The following is an 18359-nucleotide window of genomic DNA, read 5'->3' as shown; positions in this document are numbered from 1 at the left end:
AGTTTCCCCACTTTAATTACATACTCTCGGGAGATAAAGTACTCGAGAGTATGATTATAAAGTAATGGTATTATGAACAAGAAAAAGAAAAATAGGCATAAAACCATACTCCAAATCCATAAAATAGTGGGGCTGGCCACGGGATTGGTCATTTTTATTGTTTCCATAACAGGCTGTTTATGGGTGTTTAAAGAAGAAATTGAAGGCTTCTATGATGATTATAAATATGTCACTCCGCAAAATCAGAAGTTTCTACCTGCTTCTACAATTAAAAAATTGGCAGAAAAAGCACTGCCGGGAAGAGCCATTCACGGTGTGATTTATGGGCAATCCAATGAGGCTCTTGAAGTAATTTTTTATGAAGCAGAGCCTGAAATATTTTATCAAAGTGTGTTCTTAAATCCATATACAGGTGATTTCATCAAAAGAATAAATCATCAAGTTGGATTTTTCGCTTTTGTACTAAAAGGACATCTGTATTTATGGTTGCCCAGTGCAATAGGGTCTAGAGTTGTTTCCTACTCGGTACTTTTGTTTTTAATCATGCTAGTGAGTGGACTTATTCTTTGGTGGCCAAAAAATAAAAAAAATATACGACAACGTTTTACATTTGATTGGAATAAAAAAACACGTTGGAAACGTAAAAACTTTGATCTGCATTCTGTCGTAGGGTTTTACATTTCATCTTTAGGTTTGATTTTAGCATTTACAGGCTGTGTAATGGCTTTTAATTGGTTTTACTTTATAGCCTACAAAGCAAATGGAGGCAATAAAGACCCTAGATTTGTTATACCTGAAAGTGAACAAGTCGTAGTCGTACCAACAGCGTCGAATTATGGATACGACCAATTGATCCCTATGCTCAAAAACAAGTACAAAAATGCCCATAGTTTTGAACTGCATTATCCAGAAAATGATACCACATCTATTCTTGTAGAAGTAAGTAATTCTAAAGGCTTGTTTTATGATATGGATTACTTTTTCTTTGATCAGTACACGCTTCAGGAACTTGAAACCCCAAGTATTTACGGGAAATATAAAGATTCAAAATTTGCCGATAAAGTCATACGAATGAATTATGATATACACATAGGTGCCATAGGCGGTATTGTGGGCAAAATTATCGCTTTTCTGGCAAGTCTCATTTGTGCATCCTTACCGGTAACAGGTTTTTTATTATGGTATGGTAGAACCTATAAAAAGAAAAAGGCAAAGGCAGGACTCGCTAGAGCAATTCCTGATTTATAATTAGTAGGTACTTTTTTAACGAATTATCTATAAAAACCAAAAGCACTCATTCATTATGTAGTGCTTTTGGTGTTTAGAGAAACTCCACATATGTTAAAACCCGCTTTATGCATTAGAAAATCTATTGCGGCTTGAAACTGCTGAAAACCAAGCACTACGTTATATTTTTAAGTGTCACCGTAGCGATGCAATGCTGAAACTTAGAAAACACTTGGTTTTATGACATTTTCAACCTTCATGACAAAATTCTAATGTATAAACCGGGTTAAATTATCAGTAGAAATTAAATGATGTATCAAAGACTCGTAATTTTTAAGTTATACTGACATTGAAAAAACACTTGTTTTTATTGGTGTTTCAACCCTCATTACGAAATTTAATATATAATCAGGGTTTAAGATTGAAAATGATTGTAGTTGGTGCATGCTTTTTTTGTAGGTATAATCATTTCAAAAACGTTTGTTGTATATTTAGAACTGAAACTGGCGAGTCATATGAATAAATTCACAAATAAGTATTTAATTTATGCTTTACTGCTTGGTGTAATTTTTCATGGGATTTTAATTTTTTTCACACTCGAATCTACATACGATGCATTAATACATTTGTTTTTTGGTAACCATTATGCTACAAGCTGGTTCGAACCATGGAATTATAGTTGGTATACTGGTTTTACTGTGATGGGATATCCTCCTCTTGTTCATCAAAGCATAGGTTTATTGTCATATATAGCAGGATTAAAGTTCGGATTGTTTTCGGTTGCTATAATTGCTATAATTTTATTTATAACAGGAGTTTATCGCTATGCACTGGTACTTACTTCTCATAGAAAAGTTGCGGGATATACCGCGATTCTGGCTGTTTTTTCGACGGCATTTATAGAGACACTACACATTTTTGGACAATTACCCAGTATTGTCGGGATTTCAATATTATTACATGCGCTACCAGAGATTTACTTATGGATCAAGATTGGAAAATATAAGTATTTGTGGAAAGCATTAAGCCTTATTGCAGTTACAGTTGCCTCACATCATATAACTACTATTTTTGGAATGGTATTTTTTATTTTTCCTTTAATAGGTATGGCTGTTATGGATGGTGCAAAAGAAAAAATAGGAACTTATAAAGATGTCAGAGTAACGACTTTCATCAAAACATTTCTATCACTATTAAAAAGAATTGTATGTTTCGGGTTTGGTTCTTTAACACTTATTATAGTATGTATATTTCCCTATTGGATCAATACAAAAAATAATCCAATTACACAGGTGCCCATTCCTCATGGCTCTAGAGACAATTTCTTCGAGGTTGCATCTTCAGGGTTAATATTTTTCTTAATTCCTTGGGGAATTTTATTGTTTTTTATGCCGTATATCTGGTATCGTTTTTTTAGTAAAAGATATTTGTTTTTTGGTTTATCATTTACGCTTCTCACTATCTTAGGAACTGGTGGAACAACCCCAATACCTAAAGTGATTCTGGGCGAAAATGCTTTTAATATTCTTACACTAGATCGTTTCACATTGTGGGCTTCATTAATGGCATTACCAATATTTGGAGAATTTGGATACCGGTTTGTAAAAACAGATTTAAGAGAAAAAATTACACAAGATTACGGGCAGATCTATCATCGTATAGTAGGAGGACTCATAACCGTAGTTTTAATAAGTACAACATTTTTTACCGTATGTTTGGGATATTTTAGGTCTTTACAACCACAAAAGATTAAAATGTTACCTATTCTTAATTTTTTAAGGCAAGATCAGCATGATCATTGGAGGTATTTACCGCTTGGATTTGGAGATCAAATGGCATGGCTTTCGGCTCAAACCGAGGCTATGACGGTAGACGGAAATTATCATTCTGCAAGAAGGTTACCCGAGTTAACATCTAAGGCTGTAGAACGACTTGAGAATTCAAAATTTAGAGGTGTAGAAGGGATTGGTTCTTTACAGCAATTTTTAACGGTACCAGAAAAATACAATCTCAAGTATGTTTTTTCTAACGATAAGTTCTACGACCCCTTGTTATATTTTTGTGGGTGGCAACGATTACGAAGATTAGAAAACGGTATTATGGTTTGGGAAAAATTGAACGTTCCCCCACTTTCTAACGTTTTACCCAAAGATGATGTACCCTTGTATCAAAAACTAATGTGGGGATTAATTCCGATATGCACTGTTTTAATTGCTTTCTTTGTTAATATTCAGCCTATCTGGATTCAAGAATTACAATATAAAAATAACTCTCACCCAATCTATTTCAAGTTTGGATTACCATACAAAGGGTTGTTTAAAAATTCAATCTTTAAAGTGTCTCATATATGGGCATTATTTATGACCGCTGTCTTTGGGGTTGGGATTTATCTTATGTATATTAAAAATGCCGCTCAGATAAAACCCTATAATGTAGTCAAATCATATTACGATGCCTTGGATTTTAAAGAATTTAAACAAGCGTATTCTTATATAAACCCTCTAAGCAATACATCTTTGGATCAGTTCATGTTAGAAGTTTCTGTTACCGATGGCTTATTAAGTTCATATGCAAAACTAGATGAAATTGATATAGAGATAATTTCTAGAACAGATACAATTGCAAAAGCTAAAGTAGTTGGTTATTGGGTCACTTCGCTAGAAAGGATACCTAAAACTTTTTATCATGAATTGGTAAAACAAAAAGGGAAGTGGTACTTACAACCTTCAGATTATGATCTAGATATCCCTCCTGATCAATTGTTTACATCAAATAAATCTCTTTTTTACAATCATGGTCGTAGACGTATTACCTCAGAGCAAACACATCACGAAGATGTTTTAAAACAACCTGTTCTTGAGGTTCTTCAAGCAAAAGTTATCAAAAGAGACGGCCAATACCATATTATTGGAGCATTACAAAATGTAGATAATGTTCCGGCAGATGTTGTAATATCAGGAACTCTTTATACTAAAAAAGATATTAAATTGGCCAGGTTTAATGTCAAGGATCAAATGAAGCATAAATTAATGCCTAAAGAAGTAACAAGTTTTAGAATTGATTTTGAAGAAATTGCCTGGAAAAATAAAGAAGATCGAAAACCTAACACATTTGATCCTAACCAATTTACCAGTGTTGATATTACGCAAGTACCAAATAAATTTGATCTACAATGTGCAGGAAATGTTACAACAGTAGATCTTTATAAGGACCTTGTCTTAAATAGTATGGTGATAAAAGAAAACCGCATTCAAGGAGTCTTATTTAATTCGGGCTTAAAGGAAGTCACTATTCCACAGCTCTTGATTTCATATTATGACCAAAATAAGAACATAATTTGGGTAGACCATCACTATTTATCCAAGGGAATACGCCCGCAACGAAAACAGTTTTTTGAATATGATTTATTAGACCTTTCTGATTTAGAAAAAGTTAACGAAACTATGGAGTATGTTTTTGTTAATGGGTTATCAAATCAGCAAATCAGTAGAAATATGGTGCCCAATAGGAATAAGGATCATGTATCATCCCAACTTTTATCAATACAAGGAAAAGGATTTAGTCATATTAAATTTGAAATGAATAGTTATATAGGCAGTTCTAATTGATGAATAGAAATCGTAAACATATTGTTTTGGTTGGTTTTGTACTGCTTTTTGGTATTGGTATTGGTATTGGATCTACATTCATTATAAAAGTTCCTGAATTCTCTAAAGCAACATTAAAAACAACACAAAAAGTGTTTGAAGCAGGAGACAGAATTGTACTGGATTTTAATTTAAAAAACGGAGTAGAAGCACTGCTTTTTCTTAAGAGCTCATTTGGAAGTACTGTGATTTCTTCTACAGAGGGGAAATTTATTATTCCTAATCATTTTTGCAAAAGAAGAGGAGTGTTGAGCTATATTTTGCGGCAAAATTCAAAAATACTTTACAAAGGAAGTGTTATCATAAATGCAAAATCGAATTCGGAAATAGCTTTACAAACCTATATTGGTCCACCTAGTATTGTAGCAGGAGGCAAAGATTATACTATGCATATTGTGGTACCAACCGATGTGTACGATAATCCACTTCCTGATAGTACTACAGTTACGTTTAGACATCAGTTTTTAGATATTGAAAAAGAAAAAGATATGTACACCAAGAACTTAATCGCATGGAAAAATATCTTCTCGTATAATTCTTCAGGAAAATTACAGTTATCATCTGAAGTTAGTAATACCAATTCAAAAGAATCTTCTGTTCAGATATTTCCTGCGTTACCACAGGATTTTCAAATTTTCAGTTCTCAGGAGCATAAATATGCAGATGGGAATCAAATTATTGAATTTACTACCGAAATACTTAAGGATGAATTTGATAATCTTATTAGTGATGGTACTTTAGTAACCTTTATTATTAAAAATAGCAAAGGAATACTTCTACAATCTCGGGGAACTGTGGTAAATGGTCAAGCGACAGCAAACATGTTGCACCCTGATTATAAGGATTCATGGGAGGTAAAAGCATTTATACATGGTGTTTCTGAAAGTAACACACTACACTTGTCTTTTAAGGAAGTTCTGAAGGATTTTGATGTGGATATTAGTTCTGATGGAAGAAAAATAGAAGTAGGCCCTTTGTTAAGCTATATGAAACAACTTATTCCTGACGGTGCTGTAGTAAAACTGGAAATCTATAAACAAGATAGACTAATCGATACCAAAGTAAAAACTTCCTTGAACGGTAAAGTGAAGTTTGATTTAATAGAGGGGTTTTATTCAGCAGGAAACTATGAATTTAGGGTAATAGCATTAGGTGTACAAAAAGTACTTAAAAATATAATTGTACAATGACCGGTTTTAATACAAACATATATAGATTTTTGATCATTAGCTCATTTATCACATTTATTATCGTGGTGCTTTTTGGGATTAGCCAAACCCTAACGTATCTAAACACAGATGCAGATCGATCATCGATGCTTCATCTAGCATTAAATAAAGAAAAATTGTACGTACCTAAAGTAACCTGGAAAGATACAATGAATCCCGGAAGATCAATAGAAAAACAAGTTATGATAGATATTGAAGAAGATTATTTAAACGCATGGTATGTAAGCAATATAGCCTATCAAGACAACAAACTAGAAGGGGTAGACAATTATTATACAACGAGTGCTTTACAAAATATACACACAATTATTCAAGATAATTCTTCCAGAGATATTTCTATACATAGTACAACAATTAATCATAATCTAACTTTAGATTTTTATAGTGCAGATGGTCAATTGGCTATCATTACCGATTCTGACGTTAAAGAATATCAATACGTGTATCAAGAAGATAATTTACTGTTTGAAATAGAAGAAAAGTCAGATTATCAGGCCTTGATGTTATTAGAAGATGGATATTGGAGAATACGTCATTTAATCAAAAAAGAAAATAATCGCCAGGATATTCATAAAAAATCCAACGGATACACAAAGGTAATTCGGTATAGGATATATGTAGATAATAAAGAGTACCAGATCAAAGGAATCAACTATTACCCTCAAAAAACTCCGTGGGATATGTTTGGAAATGATTATGATATCAATCTAATTAAAGAAGACTTTGATATGATCAAAGCCGCAGGGTTAAACACTATAAGAATATTTGTGCCTTACCATGCATTCGGAAAAGAACAAGTTGCTATTGAGCAGCTTAAGAAGCTAAGGCAAGTGCTTGATGAAGCAAAAGCTCACAACTTGATGGCTATTGTCACTTTATTTGACTTTTATGGTGATTATTCTGTACTAAACTGGACATTAACGCATCGACACGCAGAACAAATAGTAAGCAGTCTTAAAGACCATAAAGGCATATTGGCATGGGACATAAAAAATGAACCAAACCTTGATTTTGATAGTAGGGGGAAAGAAAATGTAGTAGGGTGGTTAAAAGAGATGATTCTTCAGATAAAACAGTATGATCCGAATCACTTAATAACCATTGGTTGGTCTGATGTCGAATCTTCTGCCATATTAAAAGAAGAAGTCGATATTGTCTCTTTTCACTATTATCAGGATATAGATGATTTTGATGACGATTTCTTAGAATTGGATATTAAGATAGACAAACCCTTGATCTTACAAGAGTTTGGATTATCTTCAAATTGGAGTTTTTGGAACGTATTTGGTGCTACAGAAAAAAATCAGGCAGAATATCATCAGCAATTTCAAAAGAAAATCAGCGAAAAGAAGATCCATTACCTTTCCTGGACCCTATATGACTTTAAAAATGTACCGAGCAGTGTAGTAGGAAAACTACCCTGGAGAAAGCACAAACAGAAACACTTCGGGTTTATAGATAAACACGGCAAGAAGAAGAAATCATTTAAACACATTTCAAACTAGCACAACATCTACGATAAGTGAATCATAATTTACATTAAGGATAGTGTCATCTTTAGACTTTATTTTTAATGTCGTTGAAAGTATCCAGATATATACGCGTTATTCTACTCATTGGGAAAGCTGTTGCCGCTGCATAATTGGCCTTTTCTAGTTCGGTTCGGTACTCTGGATCCAGTACTATTTTTTGAATGGCATCTGCCAGACTATCAGCACTTGTTGGATTAAAAAATTCACCTCTATACCCTTCTTCTTTTGCCAAAATTCCTAAGTCTCCCAAATCTGGCATAACAACTGCTTTTCCATAACTGCCTGCCTGATGTAATACTCCTGAGCTTCCGGTGGTAGAAGTATACGGGAATACGACCATAGCGCTCTCTTCAAATATTGTAGAAACATCCTTTTCTTCTACATATCCTGTGAAGGTAAGGCCAGAAACTTCTGAATACTTTTCTTTTACAGATTTTAAATACCCTAGTACGTTTGGATTATCGGTTCCTGCAATTACGATTTCTAGTGTTGCTTTTGTTCTTGCCCTAATTTTTTCGACAGCTTCAATAAGTATTTCAACTTTTTTATAGGTCCCAAATTTTCCAAAAGTCATTATTTTTAGAGGGCCTATGGGTACATCATATGATGGTTTCTCTAGCGATTCAAAAGTGCCATGAGGTATCAGGATCACATTCTCTGCGTTGTATTTATCTTCAAGAATTTTGACATATTTACTTATGGTTACTGCAACTCTATCTGCTTTAAGGATAAAACGAGTGAGGATAGTGCCTATAAGATTATAGATTTTTTGTGATATTTTGTTTGCGGTAAAACCTGCACTTTTTAAGTCTACCTGCTCCATGATATTATGTAATAATACAATAGTGGGTATTTTTTTCCTTTTGCATAATAAAGGCAATAATAAACCTAATGCAGCTGCTACTTTTTTATCTCCGAACTTCATAAATTGAAGATTAAAAAGTATCGCATCAGGACGAATTTGTTTTACCACTTTCATAACCGAAAAAATAGTGTTATAACTATTAAATCTCCAGCATTGCTTGATAGTAACCTTACATCCTGCTTCCAAAAAATGAATATCTGCCTCATTTGGCTCGATATCTGTTAAAATTATAAGTTCAGAGACGTCTGTTTGTTGTCTGAAATGTTTTACCAAGTGATACGCATACTCATTTAAAGTTACTTTGCTTGGTGGATAAGCAGTTACAATAGCTAATTTCATGAAAATTCTGAATTTTTGAAACAGGCAGAAACGAAATAAAATCAAATAGAAATACGAAGGGGTACATTGATTTCAAGATTTTAAGACGAATAGATACATCCTAATATTTACCTACAATTTAGAGTAACTATATCAAAAAAGCAATAGAAATTATGAGGACTATAATTTGATATGGCCTTTGGCTCGATTATAAATGATTTTCAACAGAAAGAGCTATGCCTAGTAAGGGTAGTACTCTTTCAAAGATGTATCATTTTTATCGTATTCAATAACAACGCTCAATTCGAGAGACATTACTTTTGAAGAATAGGTTTTATCTAGAAATGAACTTTTTTGGATTTTTTTTGGTATAATACAAAAAACAATAGCTGAAAAGCGAGCAAAACTGTCATGGCAATGATTTGCATGATAACAACCTGTAATAGAGAGTCATGAAATATAACGATAAGCACCACTTGTAGAATCCCTAATAGAGCTGCTATGATTACAGGAATATATTGATCAAGTGATAAAAAGTAATAGGCAAAAATGTTTGATATTGCAAAAATAGAAGTAGCAATTGCATATTTCCAGAGTAAGGGTGAGATGCTTATATATTGTTTTCCAAACATGGTATAGATCACCAATTCAGGAAATACATAGCAACATATCACAATAGAGGCAGATAGTAAGGTGATATAAAAGATATATTTCAAAAGAATGTTAGCATGTGGTTGGTTATTTTTCTGTTTTTCGACCACTTTTGGCAGTAATAACATCACAAACATCCAGGCTACAAAATAAACGACCCTTCCTATTAGAGCTAGTGAAGCATATAATCCGGCTCGGTATGTATCAAAATAATGCTTTACGATCAAAATATCACTATTATTAATGATAATTTGAGTTAGTTCGTAAAAGGCAGTAAGCAAAAAAAACCGAAGAATATATTTATTTTCCTTCTTAGGTAAACTAAAGCGCTTATAAACCTGAAGGTCTTTACGATAAAAAGGAACCAACCCAAATAGCAAGGATACAGCAATTCCCATAGAGACTAATATCGAGGATTGCAAAGAAGAAATATAGATTAACATAAGCGTTACTATAAGCCTGCTTATCATTTCGCTCTGATACGTTATGGCAAGTTTTTCGAACTTCCTTTTTCCCTGATATATCCCACGATTTACGCTCACAATAAAATAAAGAGGGATACTTACTCCAAAAATGGTGAACATTAATGAAGATTGTGTGTTAAAAAGCAGTTGAAGCTGTTTTGAGAATAGTACTATGAGTACACCCAGTACAAGCCCAGTAAAAAATGAGGATTTATACATTATATTGATAAAGCTTTTAAAAATCCCTGTTTCAAATACTACTGAAAATTTTGCTGTCGAGAGTTGAAAAGTCATTGCTACAAAAGACAAAACGAGTAAGAAAGTGATTAAAAGTGCAGCATCTGCAAATTTTTCGGGACCCAAAATTCTTCCTAGAATTAGATTATATAAATAGTTTCCTCCATTTACAATAATCACGCTAATCATGAATTTTTGTTCTGAAGTAATATTTTTTAAAATTGTACTTTTTATAATCATTAAGCTTTGTGAAATTTTAACCTCTTATATTGATTCCTTATTCCGTTTTTAATGTAATGATGTCATTGGCGCCGCCAAAGGGAATAATTCTTCGAAGCTTGCCTCGTAATTGAAACATTGTTTTCTATGAATGCCTTGTAGGCTCGCCCTAAGGTAGTTTACTCTCTTTATAAAAAGCCACCAAAATTAGACATTGATTTAGTTTGGCGGCTTGATTTATAGTGTTTTAGCGTATCAGGAAACTACCGATGTATCTAATTGTAAAATCGTCTCCTCTAACACTGTATTTATAGACTCCTCGAGCCAGATTTTTGGCAGTAAACTCGAATGTATCAGATAATTCTCCTTTGCTCTTTATTTCCTCTTCCTGAACAATTCGTCCTAACATATCAACAACTGATATCATTATTCTTTTATTAGCGCTAGGCATTTTTATGGTTGTTCTACTACTAAATGGATTAGGAGAATTTTGTACAACCCTATTAGTAGTAGTCGAAATAGATGCCTCTTCGATATCATCATTATTGATTGCTATTGTTTCGGGATCTTCATTTTCTATTTTCTTTTGGTTTGTAAAGGCAAGTTTATGCACTTTAATTTTGAAAGGTATAAAAGTTTGATAATCACCTTGAACTGAAAATACAACGCTTCTCAAATCTTTGATAGTTGTGTTTTGTTTCGCTTTACTACTGAAGTCTGAAAAAGGAATGACATATTTTTGTAATGTAGTATTTGCCTTTATCTTGTATTTAAGTCTGTTATTCCAATCAGTAAGCTCTTTGGATACTAAAATTAACTCAACATCTTGATCGGTGTATAATTCGAATGAAATAGCATCATATTCAGAAATATCCAAGCTTAGGTCGCCTCCTAGTATATTTCTAAAAAGATTTATAGTTTCTTTTACAGAACCATGAACTTCTGCATTTCTTTCAACAAGATAATCGTCTTTTTCTTGCTCTTCAGTTTTTTCATTTTCAGAAATATTAAAATCAGAAATCGTGACACCATTTTCTTTATAATCTATACCCCATGGCCCATCGGCAAGATATAGTATATCTGCTTTTTTAGGATCCTCTCCTGCGATAGCAAAACCTATGTCGAATAAATACCCAGTATCTATGGTAACGATCTCTTGATACGCTCCAGAAAGCGAAATGATTTTAGTTATAAGTTCTTCTGAAGAAGATTCAGTTGCTCTTTTGTTCCCTCTAAAATGTAATTGACTGGCTTTTGATTTATTCACCAAACTCAATGTTAACTTACCGTCTCTATAAAACCCTTTTTGAATAAATATCTGTGGGATATTATTAGAAATAAAAGTTTTACCTAAAGACTTTTGTGAGATTAGTTTGTCGATTACTGTATTGGCTATTGTAACTGCTTGAGAGATAGAACCTCCCCAGATTTGAAAGTTAAGATAATTACCAACAGGATAATCTTCTATATTCCATAAACTATATAATTCGTTTTGATATTCGTCTATTCTTACAGAAAAGTGCAACGCATATTCTATCTCTCCTGTTACTCTTTTAATTCGAGTATTTACCAAAGGATGATTTCTTACAATAAGCGTTCTGATATCTTCTATGATCGATCCATTAAGCCTGTCACAAATGGTTTTGGAGTGATCATAAACAGCACCTTTTGTAGCCATCGCAAGGGCAGCTCCTACACGATTATCATTATTGTAATAATCAATAGAAAATACAGCGTTTGCATTTGTAATACCAATCAGATCTTCTGGGCTTGATACATAAGAAGTTTCAGTCCCGGTAGCTCCTGTAGTTGGGAAATAGTGACTAAGATCAGCACCATTTTTGTTTGCATACGATGTTGTACCTGGTGCAAATTTTTGTTGTAATTTCTTTTGGTTGAAAACTGTATTCGTTTTTGATCTCAAGAAGTTTCTTTTAGCAATCAAAGTTGCTAAATCACCATTGCTTTCTAACCCTCCGTCGTTACCTGAAGTTACAATACCCTCTTCTGTAAGCTCTGGTATGTTTGAAGTTTTTAAGGCTCCATATTGATCGGCCTTAATATGAAATAGAATATCATTAAAATCTTGATCGGCTTCAGGATAGTCTCTTCTGGCATCTTCAAATCCTAAAACGATCGTTTCGTTTGCAGTATCTGCCAATAAAATAGTATGAGGTTGTAAAGCTTCATCACACTCTGGGTTATAGTCTGCGTTTGAATACAGTTGCCATAACCCAGAATTAACTTCAGTGCCATTCCACCCGTCAGTAAGTAATACCCATCCAATACCCGTTTCGGCAGGAAAACTTCCTAGGTCTACAGTATTACCTGCATTGAGCCCTCCGCTACTTCCTGTTTTAGACCCATTTGGGAAAATAATAGTAATATCCTCGGGGTAAGGAGCGCTTGTTAAGGGGCTATTGATATTATAGGTGTAATACCCTAAAACATTTTTATAACTGGTATTTTCATCAATAAAAGTTACCGAAATGTTTGTTGTGCTTTCCAAGATAACATCGGTATCATATCCAGAATAGATATACTGTGGATTAAGATCTGGAATAGAGCTTCCTTCGGGTAATGCGTTCGTAATTCTATTAAGATACTCTGATGACAGAGTTTCATTGGAGCTTAAATAATCTGGTGTACCATTACCGTCAAATGTTCCAAGATATTGATATCGTTCTCTAATACTCAGAACTGGAAAACTACCCGGATTTTGATTATTGTTTTCAGAATCGAAAACGGTTCTTTTTAAATCGAAATTGTCATCTAATCCATCCTGATCAAAATCAGTTCCTGCGGTCACTGTATCAGCATTACCATCACTATTGGTGTCATAGGCGTCGACAGTATCTAATACTCCGTCATTATTAGAATCAGTATCCAGAAAATCTGGATTATCAGTTCCATCGGTATTTATTAATCCTTGTGGCGTACCACCGTTGTCAGGGTCAAAAATATCATCCATACCATCTCGATCAGTATCATTTCCAGATAAGGAAACAAAAATTGTGCTATTTTGACCTTCAATTAAATCGATAATGCCATCTTGATCAGCATCAATATCATAAGGATCATAAATTAGATCACCATCGGTATCTGCTGGATAAAAGGCTGTTCCTGTTTGATCAATATCTACCACATCGGCTATCCCATCAAGATCAGAATCTATATAATTAGCATCCTCAGTATTAAAAAGACCATCTCCGTTAGTATCATAACTGCCCAGACCAGCTTCGACAATATCAAAGATACCATCATTATCACTATCTAAATCCAGTACATTTGGTACTCCATCACGATCTGTATCAAAGGCTAGAGAAACACCACTATTACAAGTGCTACCAAAATCTGGATCGAGATAATTAAATATTCCGTCACCGTCGTCATCACCATAAGGGTCTGTACCACCACCTTCTACAAGGTCTGGGATTCCGTCTCCGTCGGTATCTTTATCAAAAGGATCCAACACCTCATCATTATCAGCATCTATTGGAGAAATACCCCCTGCACATTTAAAACCATCATTAGAATTCGTAACTTCAGTATTATTTAATAGAGAAGCATAAGGGCTAGTAGTTTCATAATCGTTAACCAAATATAGCCCACCATTATTACTAGATACATAGAGCCTGTTACTAGTATCGGTATAACAAGCGCCAAAAGTATGATTAGGTAAATCGGTTACAGATGTACTGCTAAACGTAGGAATTGCTGTAGAAAGATCCCATTTATAGACATTTCCTCTACTGCCTCCATAAAGGTTACCATCAATAAATACAATATCGGCGCAACTGCTGGGAGACGCTTGATTTGAAACTATAATTTCGAATACAGGAGCCGAAGATCCATTATAACTTTGCAGGTTTAAAACTTTATGGAATGATCTTTTGTCTAAAGCGTTTTGAAAAACCCATAAGTTTCCTTCATCATCTACATCGGCGGCATATCCACCACCAAACTGTACTGCACCATTTGGGGCAACAGCACCAAGATCGACTACAACATCTTTTCCAATACGCAATAAATGTTTGTCACTGCTTCTAATCGCATATAAGAAATTATCCACAGGATTATACCCTCCTGCATTATAAGCGGTGTGGGTATGTAAAGGATCAGAATACGTGCCTGTAATAGGATCATATGATCGTAAAGCTCCAGAAATTACTTGGTAAAACTTACCTTCATTACAATCAAAGGGTTGTTGGGCATACGAAGTATGTACCTGAAGCATTAGAAGTATAAATAGTGTAATTATTTTTTTCATACGTTACTGTTGTTGGTAATGAATACAGATGTTTAAATATTTTGGATAGTATAAATTTTAAGAAAAGAAAGTAGTTATCTAGTTATATAATAATCGGTTTTAAGATTGAAAATATCTGAGGCATTTTTGATCGTTGTTCTAATTTTGAAATAGCTAAACCAAATAATTACTAAATTAATGGGAATCAAAAAGGAATCTTTTAAAGTAATTTTAGACCCTTCAACCTCTATCCAGCTTTCCAAAGGTTCTTCACTAATACAATTTAATAGCTCGTTAAGCCCTATATGTTTTTTTAAGCGTAAAAAAATTTCTATATCAAATAACCATCTACTAATGAATCTTTGGCTATACACATTTTTTATAATGCTCTTTTTGAAGACTTTGGCTCCGCATTGTGTGTCTTTAATAGGAAGTTGTAAAATGTAGCGAATGAAAAAGCCAATAAAATTAGATAAAAACCTTCTTACAAAGCGTCTCTCTACGTTATTAGCTTTCGTCGCTTTTCTAGAGCCGAAAACTATGCTGAGTTCTGGATTTTTATCAAGTTTCTTAACCAGGTTATCCATTTCTTCAAGAGAAGTAGAAAGATCTGCATCTAGAAAACCGATATTTTCTATATTAACCAGGTTTACAAAATGATTTGCTCCTGTTTGCACAGCTGTGGCTTTTCCTTGGTTTTGTCGTAAATTAAGTACTGTAATTTTGTGAGGGTTTGATTTCTTAAGCTCGAGTAACATCTGTAAGGTGTCATCTGTACTTCCATCATTTACAAAGCATAAGTGATATGATGAATGTTTGTTAAGGAAATCGCAAAACTTTTGTTTTTCCAGCCTATAATACTCATTATAGCATGGAATAATAATTCCGGTAGTTTTCGTCATTTCAATTAAGATTTGGGTACACTCTTAAGGCTTAGAGTATTAATTTAAATAGAGGATATTTAAAATCTTCTTACTTAAATTATGTTAAACATTCTTCACGGGGCATTTGAAGATTATTTTACATTTTTGACGAAGTTACTTTATGGACTAAGATTGATATTAAATAGTTTGATTATCAATTCGATGTAAAACTAATAACAGTTTTTAAAAGTTAAATACGGTAAAACATCAATTTTTTTATGGTTTTTACAAAAACAGTGTATTTCGTCGATAAATACGTGTTTTTATTGGAATTTTAACATTTGTTTACTCAAAAAAAGAAAGTAAAAGATTACAAATGTTAATTATAATGAGGTTTTCCTTACAAATTTTTAGTTAAAAAGGCACTCATATTCGAAGTAATTCTAAAAAAAATCTATAATTATTTGTTAAAAAACGTCAAATTGCTCGATGCTGACTTCAAAATAATCTCTTTTATAGAAAACTGTTTTTGTTTTTAATGTTTATTGGTCTATATATTCTTAAATTAACAACAAATAATTAGCCAATATTTTTCTATACACAATGCATCTAAGATCATCACTTCTAGGTTTTTTTCTTTTATTGTTTTGCACATTTCTACATGCTCAAGATATGAGACCAGGTTTTGATTTGCTTGAAACCGGAAAATATGTTGGAGCTAAAAACTATTTTGAACAGGTTTTAAAAAAATATCCTCAAAACCGTACCGCCAAAATATGTTATGGAAGAGCCATTGGATTATCAGGAAATTCTAAAAAAGCAGTTTCAATCTTTACCCAATTAAAAAAAGAATACCCAGATGATTTCGAAATTAAATTGAACTATGCAGAATCTTTGCTTTGGAACAAAAATTTTGGTATGGCTAAGGATTTTTACGCTAAACTGTTAGAAGAAGATCCTACCAGCTTTCCTGTAGTTCTTGGTTATGCAAATACACTATCGAATCTTAAAAAATATCCAGAAGCATTACAATGGGTAAATAAAGCACTTGTATTAAGTGCGGGGAATGAGAACGCGCTTACCTCTAGAAAGTATATTCGCCTAGGACTTGCTTTTACCTTATCTCAAAATAAGGAATATGAAAAAGCACTTCGGTTACTTGATTTAAATCTATTGGATTTTCCAGGAGATAAAGATACACTATTAAACCGGGTAACTATCTTTTTGACTATCAACAATCTCGAAGCAGCAAAAGATAGTTATCAAAAATTGGCAACCAACCCCAAAGATAGTATTGTTGCTTTAAACGGACTAGCGCTACTATCCCACAAAAAAAATAAGGATAAGCAAGCTTTGCATACTGCAACTATAGCCGTGCAAAAAGTCGAAAAATTCAAAAACAATAATGATGTATGGTTATCTACTCAAGAAAGATTTATACAGGCCCTGTTATGGAACAGAAAATACAAAAAAGCAAAATTAGAAATCAAAAAGTTAAGAGAAGAATTCCCTAATCTTAATAGAATATCTAATTTAGAAGCGACATACGGGATGTATACTAATAACTTTGACATAAGTTTAGATTGGTATAAACTAATCTTAAATAACGAGCAAAATTCATTCGACGGTAATTTGGGAATAGCGAATGCCTATAGAGCTTTGGGATTAGATTCAAAAGCTTATGAATATGCATTTAAAACACTCGACTACTATCCAAAACAGCAAGATGCAGAAAAACTGATTAGAAAACTTAAAAAGACTCACACTCCTTTTATCGAGGAAAAAACTACGTTCACGTTCGATAATGGAGATAATGATGCTGTTAGTATTGGATTATCTTCAGAAATTCCACTATCTACAAAGTTTACTACACTATTTAATTACATATATAGAACAACCAAAAATACTAGAACCAACGTAGAAGCAACCTCAAATGATGCATCTTTAGGCATTCGTTATAAATTTAATGGTCAAATGACATTTTTAGGTGCTCTGGGAATCAACAATTCTGATGCTTTTACTACAAATTTTACCCAAGTAACAGCAGCAACTATATTGCAAACCAAACCTTTTAAGCTTCAAAATTTAGATATAGGTTATAAAAGAGAATTACAAAATTTTAATGCAGATTTAATTGATAGGGAGATTATAATGAACAACTATTTTCTTACTTATAATCTAGGCACTAACTTCAATTTAGGTTGGTATACCCAATATATGTATACTTCACAAACCGATGATAACACTCGAAATTTATTGTTTACTTCTTTATACTATTCACTTTTGAATCGACCTATTCTTAAAACAGGAATCAATTATCAATATCTAGCGTTTAAAGAGCAGCTGCCAGAGCTCTATTTTAGTCCAAGATCGTTTCACCTGGGAGAAATATTTGCCGAAATTGTTAGTGATTCAGAAAAGAAATGGTTTTATCAAGTAAGTACTGCGATAGGAAAGCAATTTGTAGATGATGATCCAGCATCCCTAGCTTTTAGAGCCGAAGGTAAGTTTGGACATCAGTTTTCCGATCGATTTATGTCTGTTTTATATGGAAAGTACAGTAATATAGCATCGGCTACCGCAGCAGGTTTTGAATACATCGAGTTTGGATTTCAGCTCAGGTGGTATTTTTTGAAGAGCCCTATTTTTAACAAAAAAATTGAAGCAATTAAACACACTAAATAAGAGCAAAAATTAATTGTATTGCAGTTGCTGATATTGCGAGTACGTTTGTTGCTATTTTTAGACAATCTAAATACAAACTACCAGTAAAACAGCTATTTAAATTGTTTCTACGTAGTGTTGTTTGTAGTTTTATACCAGTTCTATTTTAAAGTGGAAGCGGTATTAATTAAATT

General features: G+C 33.1%; 9 protein-coding genes. 5 read left to right on the top strand and 4 right to left on the bottom strand.

Translation table 11 applies throughout. The features are described from left to right. Window positions 1–72 precede the first annotated feature (72 nt). The 4 genes from J8281_RS05480 (at window position 73) to J8281_RS05465 (ending at window position 7608) form a co-directional block, all read left to right on the top strand. Window positions 73–1248 (top strand): PepSY domain-containing protein, encoded by a 1176-nt coding sequence (locus tag J8281_RS05480; RefSeq protein ID WP_210196601.1) that lies wholly within the window; start codon window positions 73–75, stop codon window positions 1246–1248. Between the two features lie 494 nt (window positions 1249–1742). Next, window positions 1743–4835: a hypothetical protein gene (locus J8281_RS05475; RefSeq protein ID WP_210196600.1), complete on the top strand. Its 3093-nt coding sequence runs from the start codon at window positions 1743–1745 to the stop codon at window positions 4833–4835. Then, window positions 4835–6064, top strand: coding sequence for a hypothetical protein (locus J8281_RS05470; RefSeq protein ID WP_210196599.1), 1230 nt, complete (start codon window positions 4835–4837; stop codon window positions 6062–6064). The genes J8281_RS05475 and J8281_RS05470 overlap by 1 nt, the downstream gene beginning before the upstream one ends. Window positions 6065–6093: 29 nt before the next feature. Next, entirely contained in the window at window positions 6094–7608 is a 1515-nt protein-coding gene (locus J8281_RS05465) for a glycosyl hydrolase family 5 (RefSeq protein ID WP_371812586.1), read from the top strand. Window positions 7609–7660: 52 nt separating this feature from the next. On the opposite strand, the gene J8281_RS05460 is transcribed toward J8281_RS05465, so the two are convergent. From J8281_RS05460 to J8281_RS05445, 4 genes are all read right to left on the bottom strand, one after another. Continuing rightward, a complete protein-coding gene (locus tag J8281_RS05460) occupies window positions 7661–8839 on the bottom strand; it encodes a glycosyltransferase (RefSeq protein WP_210196597.1) in 1179 nt (392 codons plus the stop codon). 317 nt (window positions 8840–9156) lie between these two features. Beyond that, window positions 9157–10410, bottom strand: a complete 1254-nt coding sequence (locus J8281_RS05455; RefSeq protein ID WP_246848984.1) for an oligosaccharide flippase family protein — start codon at window positions 10408–10410, stop codon at window positions 9157–9159. Between the two features lie 226 nt (window positions 10411–10636). After that, window positions 10637–14659 (bottom strand): DUF4114 domain-containing protein, encoded by a 4023-nt coding sequence (locus tag J8281_RS05450; RefSeq protein WP_210196596.1) that lies wholly within the window; start codon window positions 14657–14659, stop codon window positions 10637–10639. A 74-nt stretch (window positions 14660–14733) separates the two neighbouring features. After that, window positions 14734–15540 (bottom strand): dolichyl-phosphate beta-glucosyltransferase, encoded by an 807-nt coding sequence (locus J8281_RS05445; RefSeq protein ID WP_210196595.1) that lies wholly within the window; start codon window positions 15538–15540, stop codon window positions 14734–14736. 633 nt (window positions 15541–16173) lie between these two features. Between J8281_RS05445 and J8281_RS05440 the strand changes: the two genes are divergently transcribed. Then, on the top strand, window positions 16174–18186 hold the full coding sequence (locus tag J8281_RS05440; RefSeq protein ID WP_246848983.1) for a lipopolysaccharide assembly protein LapB: 2013 nt from the start codon (window positions 16174–16176) through the stop codon (window positions 18184–18186). Window positions 18187–18359 lie beyond the last annotated feature (173 nt).

This window comes from Aquimarina sp. U1-2 (genome assembly GCF_017897595.1).
In the GTDB taxonomy this organism is placed as follows: Bacteria; Bacteroidota; Bacteroidia; order Flavobacteriales; family Flavobacteriaceae; genus Aquimarina.
Note: the sequence above shows the minus strand (reverse complement) of the source record. Positions and strands in the feature narration are given on the sequence as shown.